22 protein-coding genes are annotated in these 21,649 nt (G+C 31.1%); 9 read left to right on the forward strand and 13 right to left on the reverse strand.

Features of this window, described 5'->3' with window-relative positions; genetic code table 11:
- Window positions 1-14: 14 nt before the first annotated feature.
- The 5 genes from RSA29_RS03885 to RSA29_RS03905 form a co-directional block, all read right to left on the reverse strand.
- On the reverse strand, window positions 15-911 hold the full coding sequence (locus RSA29_RS03885) for a DMT family transporter (RefSeq protein WP_346942308.1): 897 nt from the start codon (window positions 909-911) through the stop codon (window positions 15-17).
- A gap of 206 nt (window positions 912-1,117) precedes the next feature.
- A complete protein-coding gene (locus RSA29_RS03890) occupies window positions 1,118-2,044 on the reverse strand; it encodes an ABC transporter permease (RefSeq protein ID WP_346942309.1) in 927 nt (308 codons plus the stop codon).
- On the reverse strand, window positions 2,044-3,150 hold the full coding sequence (locus RSA29_RS03895; protein WP_346942310.1) for an ABC transporter permease: 1,107 nt from the start codon (window positions 3,148-3,150) through the stop codon (window positions 2,044-2,046). The genes RSA29_RS03890 and RSA29_RS03895 overlap by 1 nt, the downstream gene beginning before the upstream one ends.
- Window positions 3,143-4,681 carry an ABC transporter ATP-binding protein gene (locus tag RSA29_RS03900; RefSeq protein ID WP_346942311.1) on the reverse strand — a complete coding sequence of 513 codons (1,539 nt, stop codon included), beginning with the start codon at window positions 4,679-4,681 and terminating at the stop codon, window positions 3,143-3,145. Before RSA29_RS03900 ends, RSA29_RS03895 begins: the two co-directional genes overlap by 8 nt.
- Before the next feature lie 142 nt (window positions 4,682-4,823).
- Window positions 4,824-5,936 carry a BMP family ABC transporter substrate-binding protein gene (locus RSA29_RS03905; protein ID WP_346942312.1) on the reverse strand — a complete coding sequence of 371 codons (1,113 nt, stop codon included), beginning with the start codon at window positions 5,934-5,936 and terminating at the stop codon, window positions 4,824-4,826.
- Window positions 5,937-6,162: 226 nt separating this feature from the next.
- Between RSA29_RS03905 and RSA29_RS03910 the strand changes: the two genes are divergently transcribed.
- From RSA29_RS03910 to RSA29_RS03920, 3 genes are all read left to right on the forward strand, one after another.
- Entirely contained in the window at window positions 6,163-6,444 is a 282-nt protein-coding gene (locus RSA29_RS03910; protein ID WP_346942313.1) for a hypothetical protein, read from the forward strand.
- 263 nt (window positions 6,445-6,707) lie between these two features.
- The gene (locus RSA29_RS03915; RefSeq protein WP_346942314.1) at window positions 6,708-6,911 is read left to right on the forward strand and encodes a hypothetical protein; all 204 of its coding nucleotides are present in this window, start codon (window positions 6,708-6,710) and stop codon (window positions 6,909-6,911) included.
- On the forward strand, window positions 6,898-7,185 hold the full coding sequence (locus RSA29_RS03920) for a hypothetical protein (RefSeq protein ID WP_346942315.1): 288 nt from the start codon (window positions 6,898-6,900) through the stop codon (window positions 7,183-7,185). Before RSA29_RS03915 ends, RSA29_RS03920 begins: the two co-directional genes overlap by 14 nt.
- A 172-nt stretch (window positions 7,186-7,357) precedes the next feature.
- Here RSA29_RS03920 and RSA29_RS03925 read toward each other — a convergent pair whose 3' ends face one another.
- The gene (locus tag RSA29_RS03925) at window positions 7,358-7,801 is read right to left on the reverse strand and encodes a Uma2 family endonuclease (protein ID WP_346944351.1); all 444 of its coding nucleotides are present in this window, start codon (window positions 7,799-7,801) and stop codon (window positions 7,358-7,360) included.
- A gap of 266 nt (window positions 7,802-8,067) precedes the next feature.
- Between RSA29_RS03925 and RSA29_RS03930 the strand changes: the two genes are divergently transcribed.
- The 3 genes from RSA29_RS03930 (at window position 8,068) to RSA29_RS03940 (ending at window position 9,958) form a co-directional block, all read left to right on the forward strand.
- Window positions 8,068-8,565, forward strand: a complete 498-nt coding sequence (locus RSA29_RS03930; protein ID WP_346942317.1) for a sigma-70 family RNA polymerase sigma factor — start codon at window positions 8,068-8,070, stop codon at window positions 8,563-8,565.
- Window positions 8,555-9,151, forward strand: a complete 597-nt coding sequence (locus RSA29_RS03935; RefSeq protein WP_346942318.1) for a zf-HC2 domain-containing protein — start codon at window positions 8,555-8,557, stop codon at window positions 9,149-9,151. Before RSA29_RS03930 ends, RSA29_RS03935 begins: the two co-directional genes overlap by 11 nt.
- Window positions 9,152-9,214: 63 nt before the next feature.
- A complete protein-coding gene (locus RSA29_RS03940) occupies window positions 9,215-9,958 on the forward strand; it encodes a hypothetical protein (RefSeq protein ID WP_346942319.1) in 744 nt (247 codons plus the stop codon).
- Window positions 9,959-10,063: 105 nt separating this feature from the next.
- Here RSA29_RS03940 and RSA29_RS03945 read toward each other — a convergent pair whose 3' ends face one another.
- The gene (locus RSA29_RS03945) at window positions 10,064-11,806 is read right to left on the reverse strand and encodes an AAA family ATPase (RefSeq protein WP_346944352.1); all 1,743 of its coding nucleotides are present in this window, start codon (window positions 11,804-11,806) and stop codon (window positions 10,064-10,066) included.
- 548 nt (window positions 11,807-12,354) lie between these two features.
- Window positions 12,355-13,752, reverse strand: coding sequence for a ComEC/Rec2 family competence protein (locus RSA29_RS03950; RefSeq protein ID WP_346942321.1), 1,398 nt, complete (start codon window positions 13,750-13,752; stop codon window positions 12,355-12,357).
- 143 nt (window positions 13,753-13,895) lie between these two features.
- On the opposite strand from RSA29_RS03950, the gene RSA29_RS03955 reads away from it, so the two are divergent.
- Window positions 13,896-14,261, forward strand: coding sequence for a VOC family protein (locus tag RSA29_RS03955; RefSeq protein WP_346942322.1), 366 nt, complete (start codon window positions 13,896-13,898; stop codon window positions 14,259-14,261).
- A 56-nt stretch (window positions 14,262-14,317) separates the two neighbouring features.
- Here the strand turns inward: RSA29_RS03955 and RSA29_RS03960 are convergent, their stop codons facing one another.
- Window positions 14,318-14,836 carry an NUDIX hydrolase gene (locus RSA29_RS03960; RefSeq protein ID WP_346942323.1) on the reverse strand — a complete coding sequence of 173 codons (519 nt, stop codon included), beginning with the start codon at window positions 14,834-14,836 and terminating at the stop codon, window positions 14,318-14,320.
- A gap of 224 nt (window positions 14,837-15,060) precedes the next feature.
- Between RSA29_RS03960 and RSA29_RS03965 the strand changes: the two genes are divergently transcribed.
- Window positions 15,061-15,966, forward strand: a complete 906-nt coding sequence (locus RSA29_RS03965) for a CPBP family intramembrane glutamic endopeptidase (protein ID WP_346942324.1) — start codon at window positions 15,061-15,063, stop codon at window positions 15,964-15,966.
- Between the two features lie 268 nt (window positions 15,967-16,234).
- Here RSA29_RS03965 and RSA29_RS03970 read toward each other — a convergent pair whose 3' ends face one another.
- The 3 genes from RSA29_RS03970 to RSA29_RS03980 form a co-directional block, all read right to left on the reverse strand.
- On the reverse strand, window positions 16,235-17,086 hold the full coding sequence (locus tag RSA29_RS03970; RefSeq protein WP_346942325.1) for a nucleotidyl transferase AbiEii/AbiGii toxin family protein: 852 nt from the start codon (window positions 17,084-17,086) through the stop codon (window positions 16,235-16,237).
- A complete protein-coding gene (locus RSA29_RS03975) occupies window positions 17,083-17,676 on the reverse strand; it encodes a type IV toxin-antitoxin system AbiEi family antitoxin domain-containing protein (RefSeq protein ID WP_346942326.1) in 594 nt (197 codons plus the stop codon). Before RSA29_RS03975 ends, RSA29_RS03970 begins: the two co-directional genes overlap by 4 nt.
- Before the next feature lie 525 nt (window positions 17,677-18,201).
- Window positions 18,202-19,530 (reverse strand): DUF4910 domain-containing protein, encoded by a 1,329-nt coding sequence (locus RSA29_RS03980; protein ID WP_346942327.1) that lies wholly within the window; start codon window positions 19,528-19,530, stop codon window positions 18,202-18,204.
- 301 nt (window positions 19,531-19,831) lie between these two features.
- Here RSA29_RS03980 and RSA29_RS03985 point away from each other — a divergent pair, with 301 nt between their 5' ends.
- Window positions 19,832-20,941, forward strand: a complete 1,110-nt coding sequence (locus RSA29_RS03985) for a DUF362 domain-containing protein (protein WP_346942328.1) — start codon at window positions 19,832-19,834, stop codon at window positions 20,939-20,941.
- Between the two features lie 258 nt (window positions 20,942-21,199).
- Here the strand turns inward: RSA29_RS03985 and RSA29_RS03990 are convergent, their stop codons facing one another.
- Entirely contained in the window at window positions 21,200-21,649 is a 450-nt protein-coding gene (locus tag RSA29_RS03990) for a hypothetical protein (RefSeq protein ID WP_346942329.1), read from the reverse strand.

The raw sequence follows: 21,649 nt of genomic DNA on the forward strand, positions 1-21,649 counted from the left end.
TCACAATCCATAATTCACAAAGTTACCTTAGTTTTTTTACTCATTACATTTACACATATCCCAATTATAACAAGGAGTCCTGCCAATATTTTTATCCATGAAACAGCTTCCCCTAATATTAAAAATGCTAATGTCATAGAAAATACAGGGACTAAATTTACATATAAGGAGGTCTTCATTGGACCAATTTTTTTAATAGACATCTGTTGAATTAAATATCCAAATATAGATGGAAAAATCGCCATATAAATTACTGACATCCACCCATTAATACTTACCTTAGGAATATATACCCAAGGCTTTTCCATTATCATTAAAGGAAATAATAAGATTACGCAAGTTAAAAATGCATAGCTAGTTATTTTTATAGGAGAATATATTTCAAGAGCTTTCTTTGATAAAATGCTATAAGCAGCCCAGCACACTACTGCAATTATCATTAATATATCCCCTAGATTAAATTTAAAATTAAGTAATACACCTATATTCCCATTGGTAATTATAAGCATAACTCCAAATAAGGATATCAGTATACCAATTATGTTTTTGTAGTTTATCCTTTCCTTTAAAAATGCACATGCCAATAGAGTAGTTACTATAGGATTTGTAGCACCTATTAAGGAGGAATTTGTAGCTGTTGTATATTTTAGCGATAAAAAGAAAAATACATGATACCCTATCATTCCTACGATTCCTAAGGTTAAAAACATTTTTATATCCTTTTTAGTTATCTTCCAGTTCTCCTCCACCTTAATCATTATTACAAATATAATTATTGCAGCTATTAAAAATCTAAAGAACACTAAAGAGAATACCGGAAATTCCCCTACAGAAAATTTACCAGCTATAAATGCACCTGCCCAAAATATTGTGGCTAGAAGCATCATATATTTATCAAGATTTCGTTTCATTGCTATCCCCCCATTTTAAAATAATTTACCTTAGTCATGTTTGACTTATTTATTTTTTTTAAAGATGCCTATATAAAAAGCCAAGGAAGATTCATAATCTAAATCCTCCTTAGCTTGTATGCTTTTTCTAAATTATAACATTTTATAATTATTTTTACTACTCATTGTAATTATTATAGTTCCTTATAGTTCCACTCTGGTAATTCTCATCGTTCCTCTCTAAAATAGGCCACCCCTAACCCTTTAGGTGGAGAATTCTTTCTAGATTTTCTTGCTGATACCATTACAAGAACCATTATTGTTACTACATAAGGAAGCATTGATAAAAAATATGGCGATATCAAGGATTGTGTAATTCTGAAACCAATTATATCAAGGCCACCAAATAAATAAGCTCCTAAAAGTGCTTTATATGGATTCCAAGATGCAAATATAACTAATGCCACCGCAATCCAACCTCTTCCTGCTGTAATATTTTCTTGCCATGCAGGAACATAAACTAGTGAAAGGTATGCCCCACCAAGACCACATAAGGCTCCCCCTAATACGGTATGAACATATTTATATAAAGAAACATTAATACTGGCTACATCTGCTGCGGCTGGATTTTCCCCCACTGCCTTAAGCCTATTACCCTTATTTGTTTTAAGCAAATATATACCTAAAATTATCGCTACTACATAGGATAAATATATAAATGCATCTTGCCTAAAGAATATTTCCCCTATAAATGGAATATCTCCAAGCAAAGGAATCTTAGTTGGTACAAATACCTTTTTAATGGATTCTGGAACTATCTCTCCAACCACCGTTGCTCCTAAAAGACTAGAAACTCCTGTTCCAAATATGGTTAAGGCAAGTCCTGTAACTACTTGGTTCGCTCTTAGTGAAACCGTAAGATAAGCAAATATTAATCCTCCAAATCCCCCTGCTATCATAGCTGACATTAAAGCTATAATAGTACTTCCAGTTTTAAGTCCCGTAATAAATCCAGCTACAGCACCTAATAACATCATCCCTTCAACCCCTAGGTTTAGGTTCCCTGATTTTTCTGTTATTATCTCTCCCAAAGTTGCAAATAATAAAGGTGTTCCAGCCACCACTGCTGCTGCAAAAAATGCTACCCAATCCATCACATCACCTCATCCTTACTGGCCGTTTTATTTATTTCCTCCGAAATAATTTTCGGTTTCTCATTATAAAAAACAACTTTATATCTTACAAAGAATTCACTACCTAACACAAAAAATAATATGAGAGCCTGCATTACTGACGCCGCAGCATTAGGAATCCCAAAGGCTGTTTGAATATAAGCTCCACCCTCTAATAATGCAGCAAATAATATAGCCACTATTAAAGTAATCGGTGCATTAAGATTAGATAGCCAAGCCACAATAATAGCAGTATACCCCATGCCTCCTGTAACCTCGATGGATAAAGTATTACTAACAGCTGATGCCTGTATAACTCCAGTTAATCCACAAACTGCTCCACTTATAAACACCGCTTTTAACATGGTTTTTTTTATGTTGATACCTGCATACTTTGCAGTGTTTTGACTCTCTCCAAGTACCGCTACCTCATATCCCATCTTGCTATGTTTCATAAACAAATAAAATATAACTACTAATATTAAAGCTATAATCCACCCCATATGAACCCTAAAAATAGAAGGAAATACAGCGTTATCTGGAAAATTTGCTATTTTGGGAAAGCCCAGTGCATTTTTATCCTTCCATGCATCATATTGCAAATAAGTTATAATTTTTAAGGCCACATAGTTTAGCATTAGGGTAGTTATAGTTTCATTGGTATTAAAATAAACCTTTAGCACTCCTGAAATTAAAGCCCAAAGTCCTCCAAATACACAACCTGAGATCACCATGAGTAATAGCATTAAAGGCATTGGTAAGTTTGGAAAATTTAAAGCTAATAAGGCTGCTCCGAAGGCTCCCATTAATATTTGACCTTCAGCTCCTATGTTCCAAAACTGCATTTTAAATGCCATAGATATTCCAAGTGCCGTTATTAACAATGGTATTGCTATGATTATGGTCTGTCTTATTCTATTTGGAGATCCAAAGGCACCTTTAACCATATACCCATAAACCTTTAGAGGATTGTGCCCTAGTATTGCCATAAGTACCCCTGCAACAGCTAAAGCCAGGATTATCGCTATGATTCTTACAGTGAAATTAGTCCGAGTACTAACCTCCCCTCTTTTCATAAACTTAACCATTTATATCTTCCCCCTCAATATCCTCTATATGTTTTCCAACCATCATAAGTGCTAATTTATCCTTTGTAACATCCTTATTTTCAAGTATTCCTGTGGAGGTTCCTGCACTCATTACCATTATTCTGTCACATAGCTCCATAAGTACATCTAAGTCTTCTCCCACAAATAGAATTGCTGTACCCTTCTTCTTCTCTTCATTAATTAACTTATAAATTGTATAACAAGTATTTATATCTAGGCCTCTAACGGGGTATGCCATTACAAGAAGTCTAGGATTTGAACTTAGTTCCCTTCCGAGTAAAATCTTCTGAATATTACCACCTGATAAATATTTTATTGGAAAATGAATCCCTGGTGTCTTTATTTCTAGAGTTTCTATAAGAGCCTTAGCCTTGCTTTCTACTGGTTTTCTTCTTATAAATAAGCCCTTTCCTATGCTATAACTTTTTAAAATCAAATTATCCACCATACTCATAGAACCAACTAGTCCCATGCCAAGCCTATCTTCTGGAATAAAACTCATAGATATTCCCTTTTTTATAAACTCCTTAGGTTTTTTCCCAACTAAGCTTTCCCCCTGAAAAATAATGTCCCCTGCTTTAATAGGGTAAATACCAGCTATAGCTTCACATAACTCCCTTTGCCCACAGCCAGCTATTCCTGCAATCCCTAAAATTTCTCCAGCTTTTATATCAAAGGAAATATTTTTAACCGCCTCTGCCTTTTCTTCATTTAATATAGTTAAATTTTTTACCTCCAGAAGAGTTTTTCCCGGCTCTACCTCCGCTCTCTCTATGGAAAGACTTACCGCACGTCCAACCATTAGCTCTGTGAGCTGTTTCGCATCTGTAGCTTTCTTTTCTACTGTTCCTACAGCCTCACCTTTTCTTAAAACTGTAATTCTATCACTTACCTCCATTACTTCATCCATTTTATGTGTAATGAAAATAATTGCACAGCCTTGCTCCTTCATCTTATTCATTATTTCAAATAACTTCTTAGTCTCCTGTGGCGTAAACACCGCTGTTGGTTCATCTAGGATTAATATATCCGCCCCTCTATAAAGAACTTTAATTATCTCTAAATTTTGTTTTTCTCCTACTGACATATCTCCTACAAACTTGTTAAGATCAACTTCAAGACCTAATTTGCTACAAATATCCTTTATCTTAATATCAACCTTATCCTTTCCATGAAAAACTCCAGTAGTAAAACCAAGGGTAATATTCTCCCTAGCCGTCATAGCCTCCACCAACTTAAAATGTTGATATATAGTTCCAACACCAGCTTTTATAGCATCCTTTGGACAACTAAATTTCACCCCCTTACCATGGATCTCTATAACGCCTCCATCAGGACTATAAACCCCTGATAAAACATTGATAAGAGTACTTTTTCCCGCTCCATTTTCCCCAAGCAAAGCATGAATCTCTCCACCCTTCACAGTAAAATTTACATTATTATTAGCTACAACATTACCAAATATCTTTCTTATATTGCTCATGGAAATATATGGCGTATTATCATTCATAAGCATCCTCCTCAATTTAAAAGTAGAGCCTGCCTCTAAATTATTGATTTATGTTTCACTACCCTACTGAAAATTCACTTTCCACAAGGTTTATAACATATCAAATCTGAGACAGACCCTTCTTTCCTTCTTAATTTCTCACTTAATTACTTGGTATTGTTCCATCTACACCTTCAACAAACCAATTAATATTCCAAACATCTTCATCACTCATAACTTCGCCAGTTTTAAGTTTTTCTACACCCTTTTGATCTTTTATAGGCCCTTGGAATATTTTATTCTTTCCATCTTTTATATCTTTTTTAATAGTTTCAATCTTAGCTTTATTTTCTGCTGATACTAGGTTAGTTATAGTAATATCAACTATACCATCATGGATTCCACCCCAGTATTTTTCTGATTTCCAAGTTCCATCTTGTATAGCCTTAACTGATTTTACATAATAAGGTCCCCAGTTCCAAACCGCTGAAGAAAGATTAGCCTTAGGAGCAACTTTACTCATATCAGTATTATATCCAGTTGCAAATACACCCTTCTCCTCTGCTGCCTGTTGTGGTCCTGCTGTATCTTGATGTTGACCAATTACATCTGCACCTGCATCGAGTAAAGCCTTAGCTGCCTCTTTTTCTTTTGCAGGATCATACCAAGTACTTGTCCAGTTAACTTTTACAGTTACATCTGGATTAACAGATCTTGCACCTAATGTATATGCATTTATATTTCTTATTACCTCAGGAATTGGGAATGCTGCAACAAATCCAAGTTTGTCTGTCTTAGTTGTAAGTCCAGCTATAACTCCATTTAAATATTGCATCTCATGAATTCTTCCAAAATATTGTCCCATATTTTCAGCTACTTCAAAGCCTGAACAGTGTAAGAATTTCACCTCAGGATATTTTTTAGCCACTGCCAATAACCCTTCCTGGAATCCAAAGCTAGTACCAACTATAATATTACAGCCTTCCTCTATCATAGCCTCAGCAGTCTTTTGAACATCAGACTTCTCTTCTTTTACTGACTCTTTAATAACAGTTTTAACCCCAAGCTCTTTCTCTAGGTACAATCTGCCCTGATCATGAGCATAAGTATATCCACCATCACCAACAGGCCCTACATAAATAAACCCAACCTTCGTCTCTTTTTTTGCATCCTTATCTGGAGTTTTATCGCCGCTAGCCCCTGCTCCACCGCATCCCGTAAGCATGAATACACTTGCAAGTAATACCGTCGCAATTTTTTTTGCTATTTTATTCATCTCTTCCCCTCCACTCTCCTAATAATTTAAATTATATTTAATTTTATTATCCAAACAATGTATTTATGTATATATTTCACTTAAAATTTAATCTTATTTTATCAAAACTAAAAACTAACATGTGAATTCTAACATGAAGCTTAATGCATAGAAAAATTTATTGGAATAAAATTGAAAATATGTTAACATTGAATATATAGAGTTTCTATTATTAGGAGGTAAAATAATGCAAAGTTTTACTGTAATTATGATTATAAATATTATAAGTTATGTTTTAGCTGTGGTTCTTGTTATTATTGGCCAAATAGGATTTAAAAAATTGGAAAAAGAGTTTAGCAAGTCAAATTCTGATATATCTGAGGAGGAAAGAAAAAAGCGTCTCCCATATATGATATCTGCGGAGGAGCGAAAAAAACGTCTTCCATATTTAATATGTACATTGATAGGATGCAGTATCCCTTTAATCACTTCGACAATTTTAATATTAGTTATGTTCAATATTGTCTAGTGTAGCCAAATATAAAGGTTAATGTGTAATGTGCACATTAACCTTTAATTGATAATATGGGGTTTATTTTTATTAAGGCGTCTGAAAATAAATAATAAGTCAAATATCCGAGTAGACTGACTTATTTATTTTTTGAAGATGCCTAAGTTGAAATTAACTCAACACATTCAAATAAGCTTCCCTATTGAAGAAATCTGAATAATTTAATATAATTAAGGTAATAAATTAAACAAATGATAATGTTATGATAAGGGTAAAATATAATGTCAAAAACCTTAAAAGAGCTAAATTTAGCAGATGACTTTCTATTTGCAAAAGTAATGAGTGACAAGGAAGTATGCAAGGAATTTTTAGAAAAACTACTTGGAATTAAAATAAAAGAAGTTAAAATGCCAGAGAATCAAAAGACCATAGATTTACTACTTGAAAGCAAAGGAATTCGTTTAGACATATATGTTCAAGTCTGATGATGAGACAGCAGAGGGGTCAAGTGGAACCCTTGTGAAAACAATACATGATAAAGTTATTAAGGTTAAGAATGATGTTAATATGGAGGTGGAGTATATGACACTTTTAGAACGTGATAGAGAGAAGATTGCTGAGGGCAGAGAAGAAGGCAGAGAAGAAGGCATTAAGCTTACAAAGAAAGTGTTAAAACTTTTTAGTAATGGAGAGACCATAGAAAATATTGCAAAAGCATGTGAAATCTCTGTGAAGACAGTTAAAGAGATAATAGAATAACTTCAAACAGTTAGTGTCTAAGGGAGTTTAGATAGATTTGTGTAAAAGCAAATTTACCTACTCTCCCAAATTATTAATAGTCAAATTCCAAATTATAGAGTAGTTGACGATTTAAGTAATTAAAAATATTATTGCCTTATGTTACAATATGGTATGAAAATAATAATTATCATTATTCCTCTTCTATCAATTCGACCTCTGATAAATCCACCTCTAACTCCTCAAATCTTATAGATTTAAATCTATCACTTAATAAGCAATTTTTCTTTAATTCATATTTAGAATCTACTAATGAATATATCCACACTTTTTTACTCATTGGTGATACAATCCAATATTCAGGAACTCCATATGATTCATACAAATCCTTTTTAACAATTAAATCATCATCAGAATTTGATGGACTTAAAACTTCAACAACTAATTGTGGAATACCAATGAAGCCTCTATAAAAAATTTGACTTTTGTCACAGTAAACTGCTACATCTGGAGCTACCTCAGCTTTTTTAGCCTTCACTAAGACATCCATTTTATTTTTATCAATCTTAACCTCACTAGGATTTTCTGTAGTTAAAAATAAGGCAGCCTCAATAGCTACATTACACTTTTTTCCCAAATACTGCTTCAGTTGATACAAATATAAATTTACATTTGTAATTAAATTCAAACTCATCTATTATTTACTTTAAGATGCTTAATATTATCATAAATTTTCCAAATTGGTGTAACAAATATGTACTTTATGGTACTAATGATATGAATAGATAAACATTCATGGTTTTACTTCATTGATATAGCATAACGTTGCTAGATTTCTTAAGCTTAAATCATGATTATTACATAAATACAATTCTAAAAATAATAATTTAAAGGAGTAATTTAATGAGTTCTATATCTGATGTGTATGATGAGATTCAACCGCAAATTTATGCGTTCTTTTATATGAAAACTTCTAATAAAGAGTTAGCTGAAGATTTAACTCAAGAAGTTTTTTATGAATCATTAAAATCTTTTAACTCCTTTAAAAATAAATCTTCTTTAAAGACTTGGATGTTTTCTATTGCTAATAATTTACTAAAAAAACATTATAGGAAAAAACATTATGATGGAATATTAGAAAGCAAACTCTCTTATGACACCTTGCTCTACGAGAACCTTGAAGATGAATTTATAAAAAAGGATGAGAAAAAAACTTTAATGAAAGCAATAAATTGCTTAGATGATAATATAAAGGAAATTGTAATATTAAGAATCTATGGTGAGTTATCCTTTAGTGATATTGGTAACATCATAGGTGAAAGCGAAAATTATTCTAGAGTTAATTTTCATAGAGCTAAACTAAAAATTCAAAAGGAATTGGAGGAATATCATGGACACTAGCTGTTATATCGTTATGGATTTATTGCCTTTGTATACTGAGAATTTGCTTAGTGAAGAAACTACTACTTGGGTTAAAAATCATTTAGATATATGTACTGAATGTAGAAAATTATATGAATACTCTTCGGAAGAAATAATTAAAATTCCAGTGGAAAATTCTATGGATAAAGACCTTATGTTTAAAAATATAAATAGGAAGCTTTCTATTTACCAAATTATATTTGTAGCTATCTCATTCTTTTTTGCCATAAACACATCTCTTCTTAATGAAAGCTTTGGATTCCTATTATGGTACCCTGTACTAGGCATTGTTACGTATTTATTTTATAAAGACATGCAAATAATTTTTCTACTTTCATTTATACCTATTTTTCTTTGGACTCTTCCTACAATGATTTTAGACTTTATCCTTAATGGCTATATTGGTTCTTATCTTTCTCCTACCTTTATTAAGTTTGTAATAGGTTCCATTTTCAGCTCCTTTATGATTTCTTTTGTTTATTTTATATTTGCATTTATAGGTGGTATGATTGGTTTTTTAATTCTTAAACTTAAAACTAAAGATAAGGTATCTTCTAAAAAATAAATATAAGTCATAATATAATTTCAAGCAATAAAATTATTGAGAAAGAGAGGTTTGTAGTGGAATATGAATAAAAAGAAAATATTTTATAGTACTATTTTGATTATTTTAATTAGCTTTATAGTTATAGTTTTCAATGCTTTCAACGGAAATGCCATTAGTAGATTCATCGGCAAGAATGTAGCTGAAAAATATTTAGAACAAACTTACCCTGGTGAAGAATTTAGAGTTGAATCTGGAGAATATAACTTCAAGTTTAGTGAATATATCTATCCCGCATATAAAATTGATGAAGACCCTTATGTAAATATATCTTCTTCCCAAAACTATTCTTTATCTGTTACTGGATTTTTTAAACCAAAAGTAAGTTGGGATAAAATTAGATATGCACGTAGAGATGAAATACTGTGTGGTAAACTTAGTTATGAAGCTTCACTTGAAATTGAAACCCTCCTAAAAAGCAAGATTCCTAATGTGTTTAATGCCGGTGGTAATATTGAAGTTATAAAAGGCCAACACCCTAATTATACTAATTGGTCAAAAGATATCATCTTAGATAAACCAATGGATATCTATGTAACCCTAGATAGTTCCGCTGAAACTGCTGAGGACTGTGTAAACACTTCCACTAAAATACAGCAAATCCTTGCTGAAAACAACTATAATTATTCTCATGTAACTATAAATGGTAATGGGTTTGATAAAAGTTTAGGTGATCACAATAATTCCGGTTATGTTAAATACTCTTTTGCCTTTGGAATGGATGATAAAATCCAATTAAAAGATGTAAATATAGAAAAGGATAATTAAAGAAATAAACAGCCACTGTCTACTTTATAGAATTTATTACGGCATCTAATACAAATACCCCCTTAGATAGAATCTAAGGGGGTTTAAAAATCTATTTACATATTGTTATGCCTGTCTTATAAGAACTTCTTTACCTTTAAAGACTAATGCAAGCTTTATTATGTTATTTACACCTCTTGCTTTTAATTCTGTATCATAGAGCTTTTTATTTACTTGTGTAATCGCCTTATCCATAGCACTTGCTAAGGTGTCCTTAGAATTTATTCTTATACTTTTAAACTCCATAATTAATCCTATTTTTGTAATATCCTTAGGTATTAGGCTTACATCATATCGCCCTAGGCCAGACTCTCTATTTGATATTACTTCATAAGTATCATTTAGAGATACAAGCATACCTAATATAAATGCATGATATACTCTTTCTGGATTTTCTCCAGAGACATCAAAGTAACTAAAGCTTTTTAACACGTAATCCGAGAAATACTCTTCAAAAAGTTGAACTTCTCCAAGTACTAAAGCTTTTAGCATGTTATTAAAGTCATTACATATAAAACTTTCACTAAACCACTTTTCAATAATTGATTCATAAAGATAGGTTATTTCATAATTTGGAATAGCTAGTTTATAAATAAATTTATTTTTAACTCTTATTTTTTCTATGGGTTTCAAATAACCTGAAAGAAGTAAAAAACTCCAAATATTTTGCTTTCCATTTCGAAGTTCACTCATTACTACATCTTCGTTTACCTCGGTCTCAACATATCCACCATTATATAAAGTTTGAAGTCCTAGTTTTATCTCCTCTGAGCCTTCTGCAAGTAAGTTTTTAATAATACTATTTTCTGAAGTATTAACCCAATAAGGCATAAACTCTCTATCCGGCTTATTTATATAAGAAAGCACTGACCATGGATTATAAATTGTTGTGCTTCCGAAAATATAGCCATTATACCACGCTTTAAACCCTGTTAAACTTCCATCCAAACTATAATATTTTAATAGATCTATAGTCTCTTTCTCTGTAAATCCAAATTTATCTGAATATCTTTCACTTAATAGGCTATAGACTTCTAAGTTATTTAACCCTGAGAAAATTGATTCGTTAAGCAGACAGGCAAAAGCTTGCCTTTTGTTCTGGTCGCTTACTCCTAAGAACGAATGTGAGTAGTGAGTTTCATTTGCAAAAAGTATTCCAGTAATCATTGCCTTCTCTAAATTAATATTATCCTTTAAAGCAGATGATAAGAAGTTTCTCATAAATCCAACAATCTCAGAATAGTAATTTTTGAAATGTCCTTCATGAATAGGTGTATCATACTCATCAAGTAATATTATAACTTTACTATTATGATATACTTTTAAAAATTCACTTAATCTAAATACTGATATCTCTAAATCCTTAACTGTACACTTTCTATTTATCATAACGTCAAAATAGTTTCTATCATCATCAAATTTTAAGCTATCATAAATATAGTAAAAACTCTTATATAGAGATGAAATACGATTTCCCATACTCTCTATAAATCCATCAAAGTCATTATGTTTTTCATCTTTAAAAGTTAAATATATCACCGGGTATTTACCCTGTTTATTCATTATCTCAGCGTCTTTTTCAATTTTTAATCCTTTAAAAAGATGTGAGTTATCCTCATCTGATTTTTCTAAGAAATATCTTATTATTGATAGATTTAGAGTTTTACCAAATCTTCTTGGTCTTGGTAATAGAACAATATCGCCGCTATCCTCTAGGAAATCCTTAACTATCAATGTTTTATCTATAAAATATCTATTATTTTCTATCATTGTTTTGAAGTCACTTGTTCCTAAGGCTATTCTCTTCATTTCAATTACCACCCTCTCTAAATCATTATTATTCATAGTAGTCTTAGTTAATAAACCTATAGTATACTCATTCACTACGCTTCTTCGTAAGTTCTCATTAGCTTTAAAATTTAGATATTCATTACTTTTATATCTACACCCATTTTATTGCCCTCGATTTAACCAATATGTTTTAATTATACCCAAAGCTTACATATTAAACAACATACATGCACTCTAATAAAATTAAAATGCAGCTAAATTCCAGACCCCACGGATAAAATACATTTTCTAAAAACTCCACTGATATGTTTCCATCAAAAGTGGCCATTGGAACCCTTGTAAAGACAATACATTAGCAATGATATATATATATTTTACTAACAAAACCCCAACCAAATTAAACAGCCCCTGTCTACTTAACAGGTGGCTGTTCAAAATCACTGAGGTTTCTTGCCATTAATTTATAATCTTAATTTTAAATCCATAATCCATAATCTTTAATTCTCAATTCTCAATTTATAATCTCTAACTCTCAATTCATAATTCATAATTCATAATTTTCAATTCTAAGGATGACACACTCCACAAGGCCCGTAGCCCTTAGCTTCTGCATCTTCTCTTGTCGCTTCTTCCTTAACCTGTTTAATAGTTCTACAACTTGATAAGTGATATTTTGTACCTGAAGTAGTTATTATAAACTTACCCGCTGTATTTGGAACTGAAGCTGGTGGTGGAGTTGTGGTCGGTTTTGGTGTAACTGGATTATTTGATGCACCCCCTCCACTTGTACTTCCTGAATCTCCTGGAGTAAAGGTCGCAGCATTACAGCTAGTTTCTACTCCTTGTCCCGTAGATGTAAATATTATATTTCCACATTCATCTGTTCTATGTAAATTTACCCCTTTAGCTTTTAGCTTGTCCATAGTTGTCGTTGATGGATGTTTATATTTATTATCCGCACCCACTAGGATTACTGCATATTCTGGTGAGATTGCATTTAGTAGTTCTTGACTAGTGCTTGTCTTTGATCCATGATGACCAATTTTAACTACATCCACATCTGGTAACTGTGATTTTATTTCACCTTCAGTCTCTACTCCTGCATCTCCCATGAATAGGAATTTATCGTTTCCATTCACAAATAAAGTTACTAAAGAACTCTCATTGCTATCATTCCCACCATTGGAATTATAAAATTTAAGATAGCTACCTTTACTAATTTCATACTGTGACCCCTCTAAAGGAACGCTAGAATAAGCACCTTTACTTGCTGCCGCATTAATAAAATCTGTATATGTCTTCGTGTCTCCACTTCTATTCGAAACAAATAAATTCTCTACGCCTATAGAATTTATTACGGCATCTAAACCGCCTGCATGATCAGCATCTGGATGAGTACTAATTATATATGTTAATTTCTTAATACCTTGGTTTTTAACATAACTAGATACTAACCCCTCATCATCATTGTCACCACCGTCTATTAATACGGATTTATCACCTTGTACAATTAAAATAGAATCACTATTTCCTGTATTAATGAAATGAATCTTGGCTTCTGAAGCTTCAACTACAGTATTCTGTTTTTCTGTGCTTCCAGTATCACCTGAGGTTTCCTTATCTTTATCTCCCTCAGTAGTTATAGGCTTATCTTCTTTACCTTGATTATTCCCAGCACCAAGGCTTACATCTTGGTTCTTACCTGTAGCACTATCATCCGCTATTGATTCAATATTAACTGCTGCAACAATAAAGGTTATAACCACGAAGGCTGCCAAAACTGAATAATATTTCTTCGGTTTAAGCTGAAGCTTCTTCTTAATAAAATAAATTATTCCTAAAGATATTGGTAATGCAAATGAAAATAAAGTTAAAGAATCTACCTCCAGTGAAATAATCATAATACTAAAAAATACGATTACCACACCCGTAATAAAGTGTATTGTGCTTGTAAATTTATTCATCTTTTATCATCCTCCTGAAACTATTATATCAAAAATTTATGTATTTATTTTTAGAAATTATTTATATAATGTAACTAACTTAAAATTTGCTAACTTATGATTTAGTAAATCTAGAGTTATCTATTTAAATGGAGGTATGTATTATGAGTTTTTGTTGGAGTACATTAACAGTTAAAGATATGGAACTATCTTTAAATTTTTATCAAGAGGTTGTGGGTTTAACTTTAGATAAAAGGTATAACGCTGGTCCTGGTGTTGAGATTGCATTTTTAGGAGATTCTGATACTAAAATTGAACTTATCAGTAATGAAGCTATAAAAGAAATAAATGTAGGAACCGATATTTCTTGGGGCTTTCAGGTTGATTCAGTGGAAGAAAAAATGAAGTTTTTAAAAGAAAAAGGAATAGATATTCTTAGTGGTCCTTTTAAGCCTAATCCACATATAAGCTTCTTCTTTATTTTAGATCCTAATGGACTTAAAATACAATTTGTTGAAAACATTAAATAAATACTTTAAAAGACTGCAACAATCTCTCTAAAGATCGTTGCAGTCTTTTATACTAATTAAATATAAGCTAAAGCCGCAATGGTTTTGCCATCTATAATTTCTCCACTTTTAACCATTTTTTTAATTTCACTAATCTTATAGGTTTTTAGATTTATAAATTCATCTTCATCCATGTTAACCTCGCCTTTATAAAGGTTTTCCGCTTTAAATAAATAAATATATTCATTACTAAATCCAGGAGTAGTAACAATTTTACCAAGGTACTCAAATTTTTTTGCTTTATATCCCGTTTCCTCTTCAAGCTCTCTAATTCCACAAACTCTAGGATCTTCTCCCAACTCTAACTTTCCTGCTGGTATCTCTAAAAGAATTCTATCAATAGGTTTTCTAAATTGCTCCACAAGAATTAATGTATCCGCATCCAAATATGCAACTATAGCAACCCCACCTGGATGTTCCACAATTTCTCTACTACTTATCCTTCCATTTGGAAGCTCCACCGCTTGAATTTTTAAATTTATCATCCTACCTTTAAATTTATATTCCTCATTTATAGTATTTTCAAATAGTTTCATATGCTTCTCCTTAAAATAGATTTACTAATGATTTACCTTTACTAAGATTCTACACTTCTCCAAGGCTAACTTTATTATACTCCATATCAAATATGCTTCCAATAATGAATCCCATGAATCCTCCAAAATATATAGTTTTATGAATAATTAGGGTGTACCATTAAATATACATTACTGTACTGTCGTTATTTTATTTACCTACTATTTAAATTGGGGGGATTTTCATGAATTTTTTTAATACACCATCTATTATGATTGATGAGGCAAAACAAGCAAAGCGTAAACTTAATCCTATACTTAATCTGCTTATATCCTTACTACTTATTTTCTTAAGTCAGATTATACTTATCGTTCCTATGATTATTATAGGTATCATAATCAATATTAGTTCTAATGGTTTATATACACCTGTAAATAATGACATTTTAAATCTTATAAATTTATTTGGTACCGCTGCTTTAATTGTTCTGTGCATTTTATACTGCAAATTTATTGAAAAGAGAAGTCTTCGTTCTATGGGCTTAATAAAAAATGGAGCCTTTAAAGAATATGGTGTTGGTTTACTAGTAGGTTTTGTTATGTTTAGTGCCGTTGTTCTAATCTTATTACTATCTGGTGAATTATCTTTTGTTAAAGTTACCCTTTCTTCTCTACCTATAATTATTATTTACTTCTTCGGATTTATGGTACAAGGAGCTAGTGAGGAATTTTTATGCAGAGGCTTTTTACTTAATTCCATTTCAGCTAAAAATGGAATTATCCTAGCTATAATCTTGAACTCTTCCCTATTTGGACTACTTCACATTTTCAATGCAGGATTTTCTATAGTTCCTCTTATTAATATTGTATTAGTTGGTATATTCTTTTCCGTTTATGCCTACAGTACAGATAATATTATTGGAGTATGTGCAATTCACTCCATGTGGAACTTTGCCCAAGGAAATCTATATGGAATCTCTGTTAGCGGGATAAAAATAGACTCTTCAATTTTTAAGATTGATAGCTTTAGTAGCTCTCTAATATCTGGTGGTACCTTTGGAGCAGAAGGTGGCTTAGCCTGTACAATAGTATTAGTTATATCTATATTACTTGTAATATTTATTCCTAAAGCTTCTAAGAAAGCTTACTAATAATAAGAGCCCAAGGGTAAATAGCAATTTTAGCTATTCACTCTTGGGTTATTATTATGCACATATATTTATGTTGGATATATAGTCGTATTCATCTACTATATAATTCAACCATATTTAATAGATTTCTTTGGCTATATCCCTTACCATAGTTGGCTGTAAGTTCTTTACTAAGTTCTTTTAATATGATGGTCTTAAACTTAATGTTATAAACACTTTTAATTTTTCGGTAAATTAAAAGCTTATTTATATATAAAATCTTAAAATACTATTTATCTAGGTTTAACGTATTAAGTATATTTCTAATAACATTTATAAGTTCGTAAAATGAAATATCTTTTGCATAATCAAAATCAGATTGATACTTTTTCCAAAACTTTTGTTGTTTAAAGCTATTTGTAATTTCATTAATGATAGCTCTATAATTTAACACACTTTTGATGCTACCTCTTTTTGTTGCTGTTGCTATAAGTGCATCTTTAAGAGTAGCTATATCATACTGAGGCTCTCTAAGGTTAGATAATGCAAAGATATCATAATAATCTCTTGGTCTTGTGCTAGCAATCCCTCTAGAAAGAATTGTCTCTATTTTTTCTGCCAAAATACTTTCAAGATTATATGCCATTATTTTTATTGTTCTTTCATCAAATAAAAGTTTAAATGTATATTCAATTTCTCTAGGTGTTATTTTATCACCTGTAGTTACATCCACAGTTAATGGTACACTTAATGGAATATAGTTAGCTTTAAGTGCAACCCTAATACCTGGATAATCATCACCTTCTCTAATATCTATTATAGATACAATTTCGAATTGAATATCATCTTCTATTTTTACACTACATATGTCTATAAATATTTTTCTAATATCCTCATGTGTTACATTTAAGCCTTTTATAGTTGTATCTAAATCCATAGTAGCCCTACTATCTAATCCAATAATAGCTGATATTAAAAATCCACCTTTTAAAATAAAGTTATGTTGATATTGAGATAGTGATATACGTTCTAATAACCTTTCTAACATATAATTTTGCATTACTAGTTGTGCAGAGATTTTTTTCTCTATTGCTTTATTCTTTATGAAAGCTTTTAATTGCATTGGATTATTAGTAATCATAACAGCACCTCCATATAGTTAGCTATTTTATTTTTAACTCTCAATTTTTCAGCATAACCCATTAATTTTGAAATATCTTTTTTATTATATGCTGCATATTTCTTCATTGCCTGATTTACTATTTGTATATCGCAGCTATTATTCCCTCTTACAATATCGCATAATGTTTTTTCTAGATCATATATTTTTATTTTGTTTCCACAAGGAGAAATTCCTTCCGTAACCCCTAATTCATAAATGTTTTTTATAGCCTTCTTTGTCCTCACACTTTCTTGCTCTAATGATTTAACGTTATAAGTAGACGGAAAAGTCATTACATATTTTATAGGTGTTCTATCTGTAAAACCATGAATATATAACGCTGTTTCATATGAGAATATTCCTTTGCTATATTTAGATTGCAATACGTACATCTCATCTTCCCACATATCCACTTTACAATATATACCTCTTTCTATTTTCATTATTACTCCTTTATCTACTAATTTTTTAAGATAGTGTCTTGGAATTTTCTCTTTAGTAAGAATTGCTGAAGTAATCATACCATTATTTTTTTCTATCAAATTTATTATTTTATTTAAGTTATCCATATTAAATTTCAACCCCCTCATTGTACAACCACACTTAATATTATATCCATTTTAAGTTTTTTTGTACATTGAAAGTTAATTTATTTAGAAAAGTTTAAAATAAATTATATTGATAGTATCTTAAGTAAATTCGCAGAAGTTAATGAGTTAGCAGTTAAGTACGCTAAGGAGCTTAATAATAAAGCGTATTTCATTAATGCAAGGAACAACGGAACATCTATAGAAGAGGTCTATGACTTTGCATTAATGGGTTATATTAAATCTAGCGAAACTTTAGAAGGTTAGATGAATACATGATGAAAAAATATCCTTCACACCTTTGACTTATTATTTATTTTCAGATGCCTAATACGATGTTAAAGGATGCCCATTTTAGGACATCCTTTAGTTTAGCCATATTTACACATTAGTTTAAACCCAAGCAATTTTTAACCTTCAAGCCTTAACTTTAATCCTTAATCCTTAATCCTCAATTCTTAATTCTTAATTCTTAATTCTCAATTTTAAATTTTAAATTTTAAATTCCTAATTTTTCTCAAATCTACCCGGATTCTTCCCAATTTCATAGCATAGTGATGAAATTACATTGCATGTGTTTGCAAGTTTTTCCTTACTTATTTTATCTACTGTATCTTTATCTGTATGATAATTATCAAAAGGACCATATTCAAAGTAGGCTACTGGAATGCCTAATTCATCAAAGGCTACATGATCACTTCTAGTACTTTCATCTCTTCTATTTTCATATTTAAAATAATCCATACAAGCAACGGCTAAATCCGCTGTTAATGATTCCTCGGCTTTACTCACTGTATACACACATAATTTTTCACCAATACCAACCATATCAGCATTAATCATCGCAATGGTATTTGCTATATCCTCCTGGCTTAATGAGGACGCATAATTATATGAACCAACTAAGCCTATTTCTTCAGCTCCAAACGCAATAAACTTAATATTGCAATCCATGTTTTTATCTACTAAAACTCTAGCTGCTTCAATTACCGTAGATATACCTGAAGCATTATCATTAGCTGCCGGTGTATCAACACCATCATAGTGAGCTCCAACAATGATAGTTTTGGCATTTTCTTTTTTAGATTTTAATGTACCGATAATATTTTTAGAAGTACTATTATAATATTTACTATTTACCTTTATTGTAGCTTTAACCTCTTCTTCAGAATTCATGGCAGCTATAATATTTTCTCCATCTACTTTAGAAATTGCTACAGCTGGTATTTTTGAAGGTTGCCCTAAAGTAGCTGATATAGCACCATCACTATTGGGATCAAAAAATATAACACCCAACGCTCCTAATTGAGCTGCTCTATCAGTTTTAGCTCTAAAAGTTTCTCCTCCACGCTTAATAAGTACAATTTTATCCTTAACCTTTGCATTTGTTAATTCATTTAAAGTACCCATATTTCCATTTACTATCTCTTCATTTATGCCCTCAGTTATTGTCTCTTTACTAAAGGTCAACGCTTTAGATTCAATCACTTTACTTTCTGTGGTTTCTATTTTTACTTCATTACTCTCACATTTAAATGCTGTTATAGGAAATTCCTGTTCTTCTACAGAAAGCCCCATATTTTCAAACTCTTTAGAAATTAATGCAGAAGCATCCTTCTCTCCCTCGAATCCAGTTATTCTTGCATCATCTTTTGATGAAAGCACTTCAATTCTTTCATATATCTTATCAGCCGAAATATTCTTTGAAAAATCATTAAATTCTATACTCGCTATATCACTTGGCTCATCAACCTTAGTTTTAGAATTACACCCGGTAAATGAAACTAAAAAAATTACAGAGTAACATACACATATTATTTTTTTTACCGCCTTCAAAATTAATCTCCCCCTTGTATAATCAGTAATGTAATAATCTTCTTTAATATAAAATATTTTACCATTAATTTGTATTTTGTTCAATTAAATGGGAATAAACGGTGGTAAATTTGACAAAATTTATTGAAAACTATATTGTTTATATATATATAATTTCACAATTTTAAACTTAAGTTTTAAGATTTAAAAGGATATATTTAAAAACATAAATTTAATTCATGTATATATATATATCTGTTATTACTTTGCGAAAATAATAGATATATTAATAACTCCAAAGAGAAAAGGATGGGATGTTAATATGGAAAACTCAAAAGTATATTTTACTGATTTAAGAACTACTTCTAGTATGAACTTACTTCAAAAGCTAGAAAAGCTAGTTAAAAAAGCTGGAATAGAAGATATTAATTTCAAAGAAAAATTTGCTGCAATTAAAATTCACTTCGGTGAACCTGGTAACTTAGCTTATTTAAGACCAAATTACTCTAAAGTTATAGTTGATTTAATAAAGGCTAACGGCGGAAAACCTTTCTTAACAGATGCTAATACACTTTATGTTGGAAGAAGAAAAAATGCCCTTGAACACATGGATGCTGCTTATGAAAATGGATACAATCCTTTTACTACAGGATGTCAAATTATAATCGCTGATGGTCTTAAGGGTACCGATGAAACTCTTGTACCTGTTGAAGGCGGAGAATATGTTAAAGAAGCTAAAATTGGTAGAGCAATTATGGATGCCGATATCTTTATTACTATGAATCACTTCAAAGGCCATGAATCAACTGGTTTTGGTGGAGCTTTAAAAAATATTGGAATGGGTTGTGGATCTCGTGCTGGTAAAATGGAAATGCATTGCAGTGGTAAGCCTGTTGTAAGTAAAAAAAGATGTGTATCCTGTGGTGCTTGTATGAAAATATGTGCTCATGATGCAATTAGCTTTGATGAGAATAAAAAAGCTGGAATAGACCATGACAAATGCGTAGGCTGTGGACGTTGCTTAGGTGTATGTAACTTTGATGCAATTTCCAACCCTGAATACTCAGCAAATGATGTGTTAAATAAAAAAATAGCTGAATACTCAAAAGCAGTTCTTGTTGGAAGACCTCACTTCCATATCAGCTTTGTTATAGACGTTTCCCCGAACTGTGACTGTCACTCTGAAAATGATGCAGCCATAATACCAAATGTAGGTATGTTTGCGTCCTTTGACCCAGTAGCTCTTGATATGGCTTGTGTTGATGCTGCAAATAAAGAGACTGTTATAAATGCAAGTCACCTAGGCCAAAAACCTCACCATACCCATGATCACTTTATAAATAACCACCCAGAAACTAACTGGGAAGTATGTATAGATCATGCTGTAAAATTAGGCTTAGGAAATAAGGAATATGAATTAATAGTAATATAAAATTTTAATTCCAGACAAGGTCTTAAATTATTGTTGATCCAAGCTTCAACTGCTGTATCTTCTAATAATTTTGAAGTCCAATTTCAACAATCTATTAAACTATATAATAATAATAATGAATACCACCCGTTTATCGGGTGGTATTCATTATACAACAAAGCTCAAGAGAAAATAGTATTAGCTACTTACTCTTGGGCGCTCTTATATATTTCGAAATTTAAATACATTTTATTGCTGCTATTTATAATTCTACTTAAACTATTTAATTTTCTTTATTTTTATATATTTTTCATACCAATCCCTACCTGAATCCCATCCATTTTCATTATCTAGAGCCCAAATTTTCACAGGATTTTTATCCCCAAGTATTTCATTGCAAATCCACGCTGTTAGCCACTCATTACTTCCATCTAAATTACCTTTTTTAAACTCATCAATAAAGTAATCTACCACAGGTTCACCCATTTGTATAATTTCATTATATTCCTTTTCATGCCCCTTCACTTGATCCAACGGAATTGAGGAATGAGTTGGCGTTGCTGAAATTATTCCTAAATTAGTTTTCACCGTATTTATCTGATCACTGGTTAAAGCTTGTTTTTCATTCTGTTTTTTACTTATCATATTAAATCCTATGAACCCTAATATGAAGAAAACTAGTATTAATCCAAATACTAAAGGCAACTTTAAAGAAGAATTTTTTTTCAT

Origin of the sequence: Clostridium sp., from assembly GCF_036660475.1 — a bacterium.
Taxonomy (GTDB): domain Bacteria; phylum Bacillota; class Clostridia; order Clostridiales; family Clostridiaceae; genus Clostridium_J.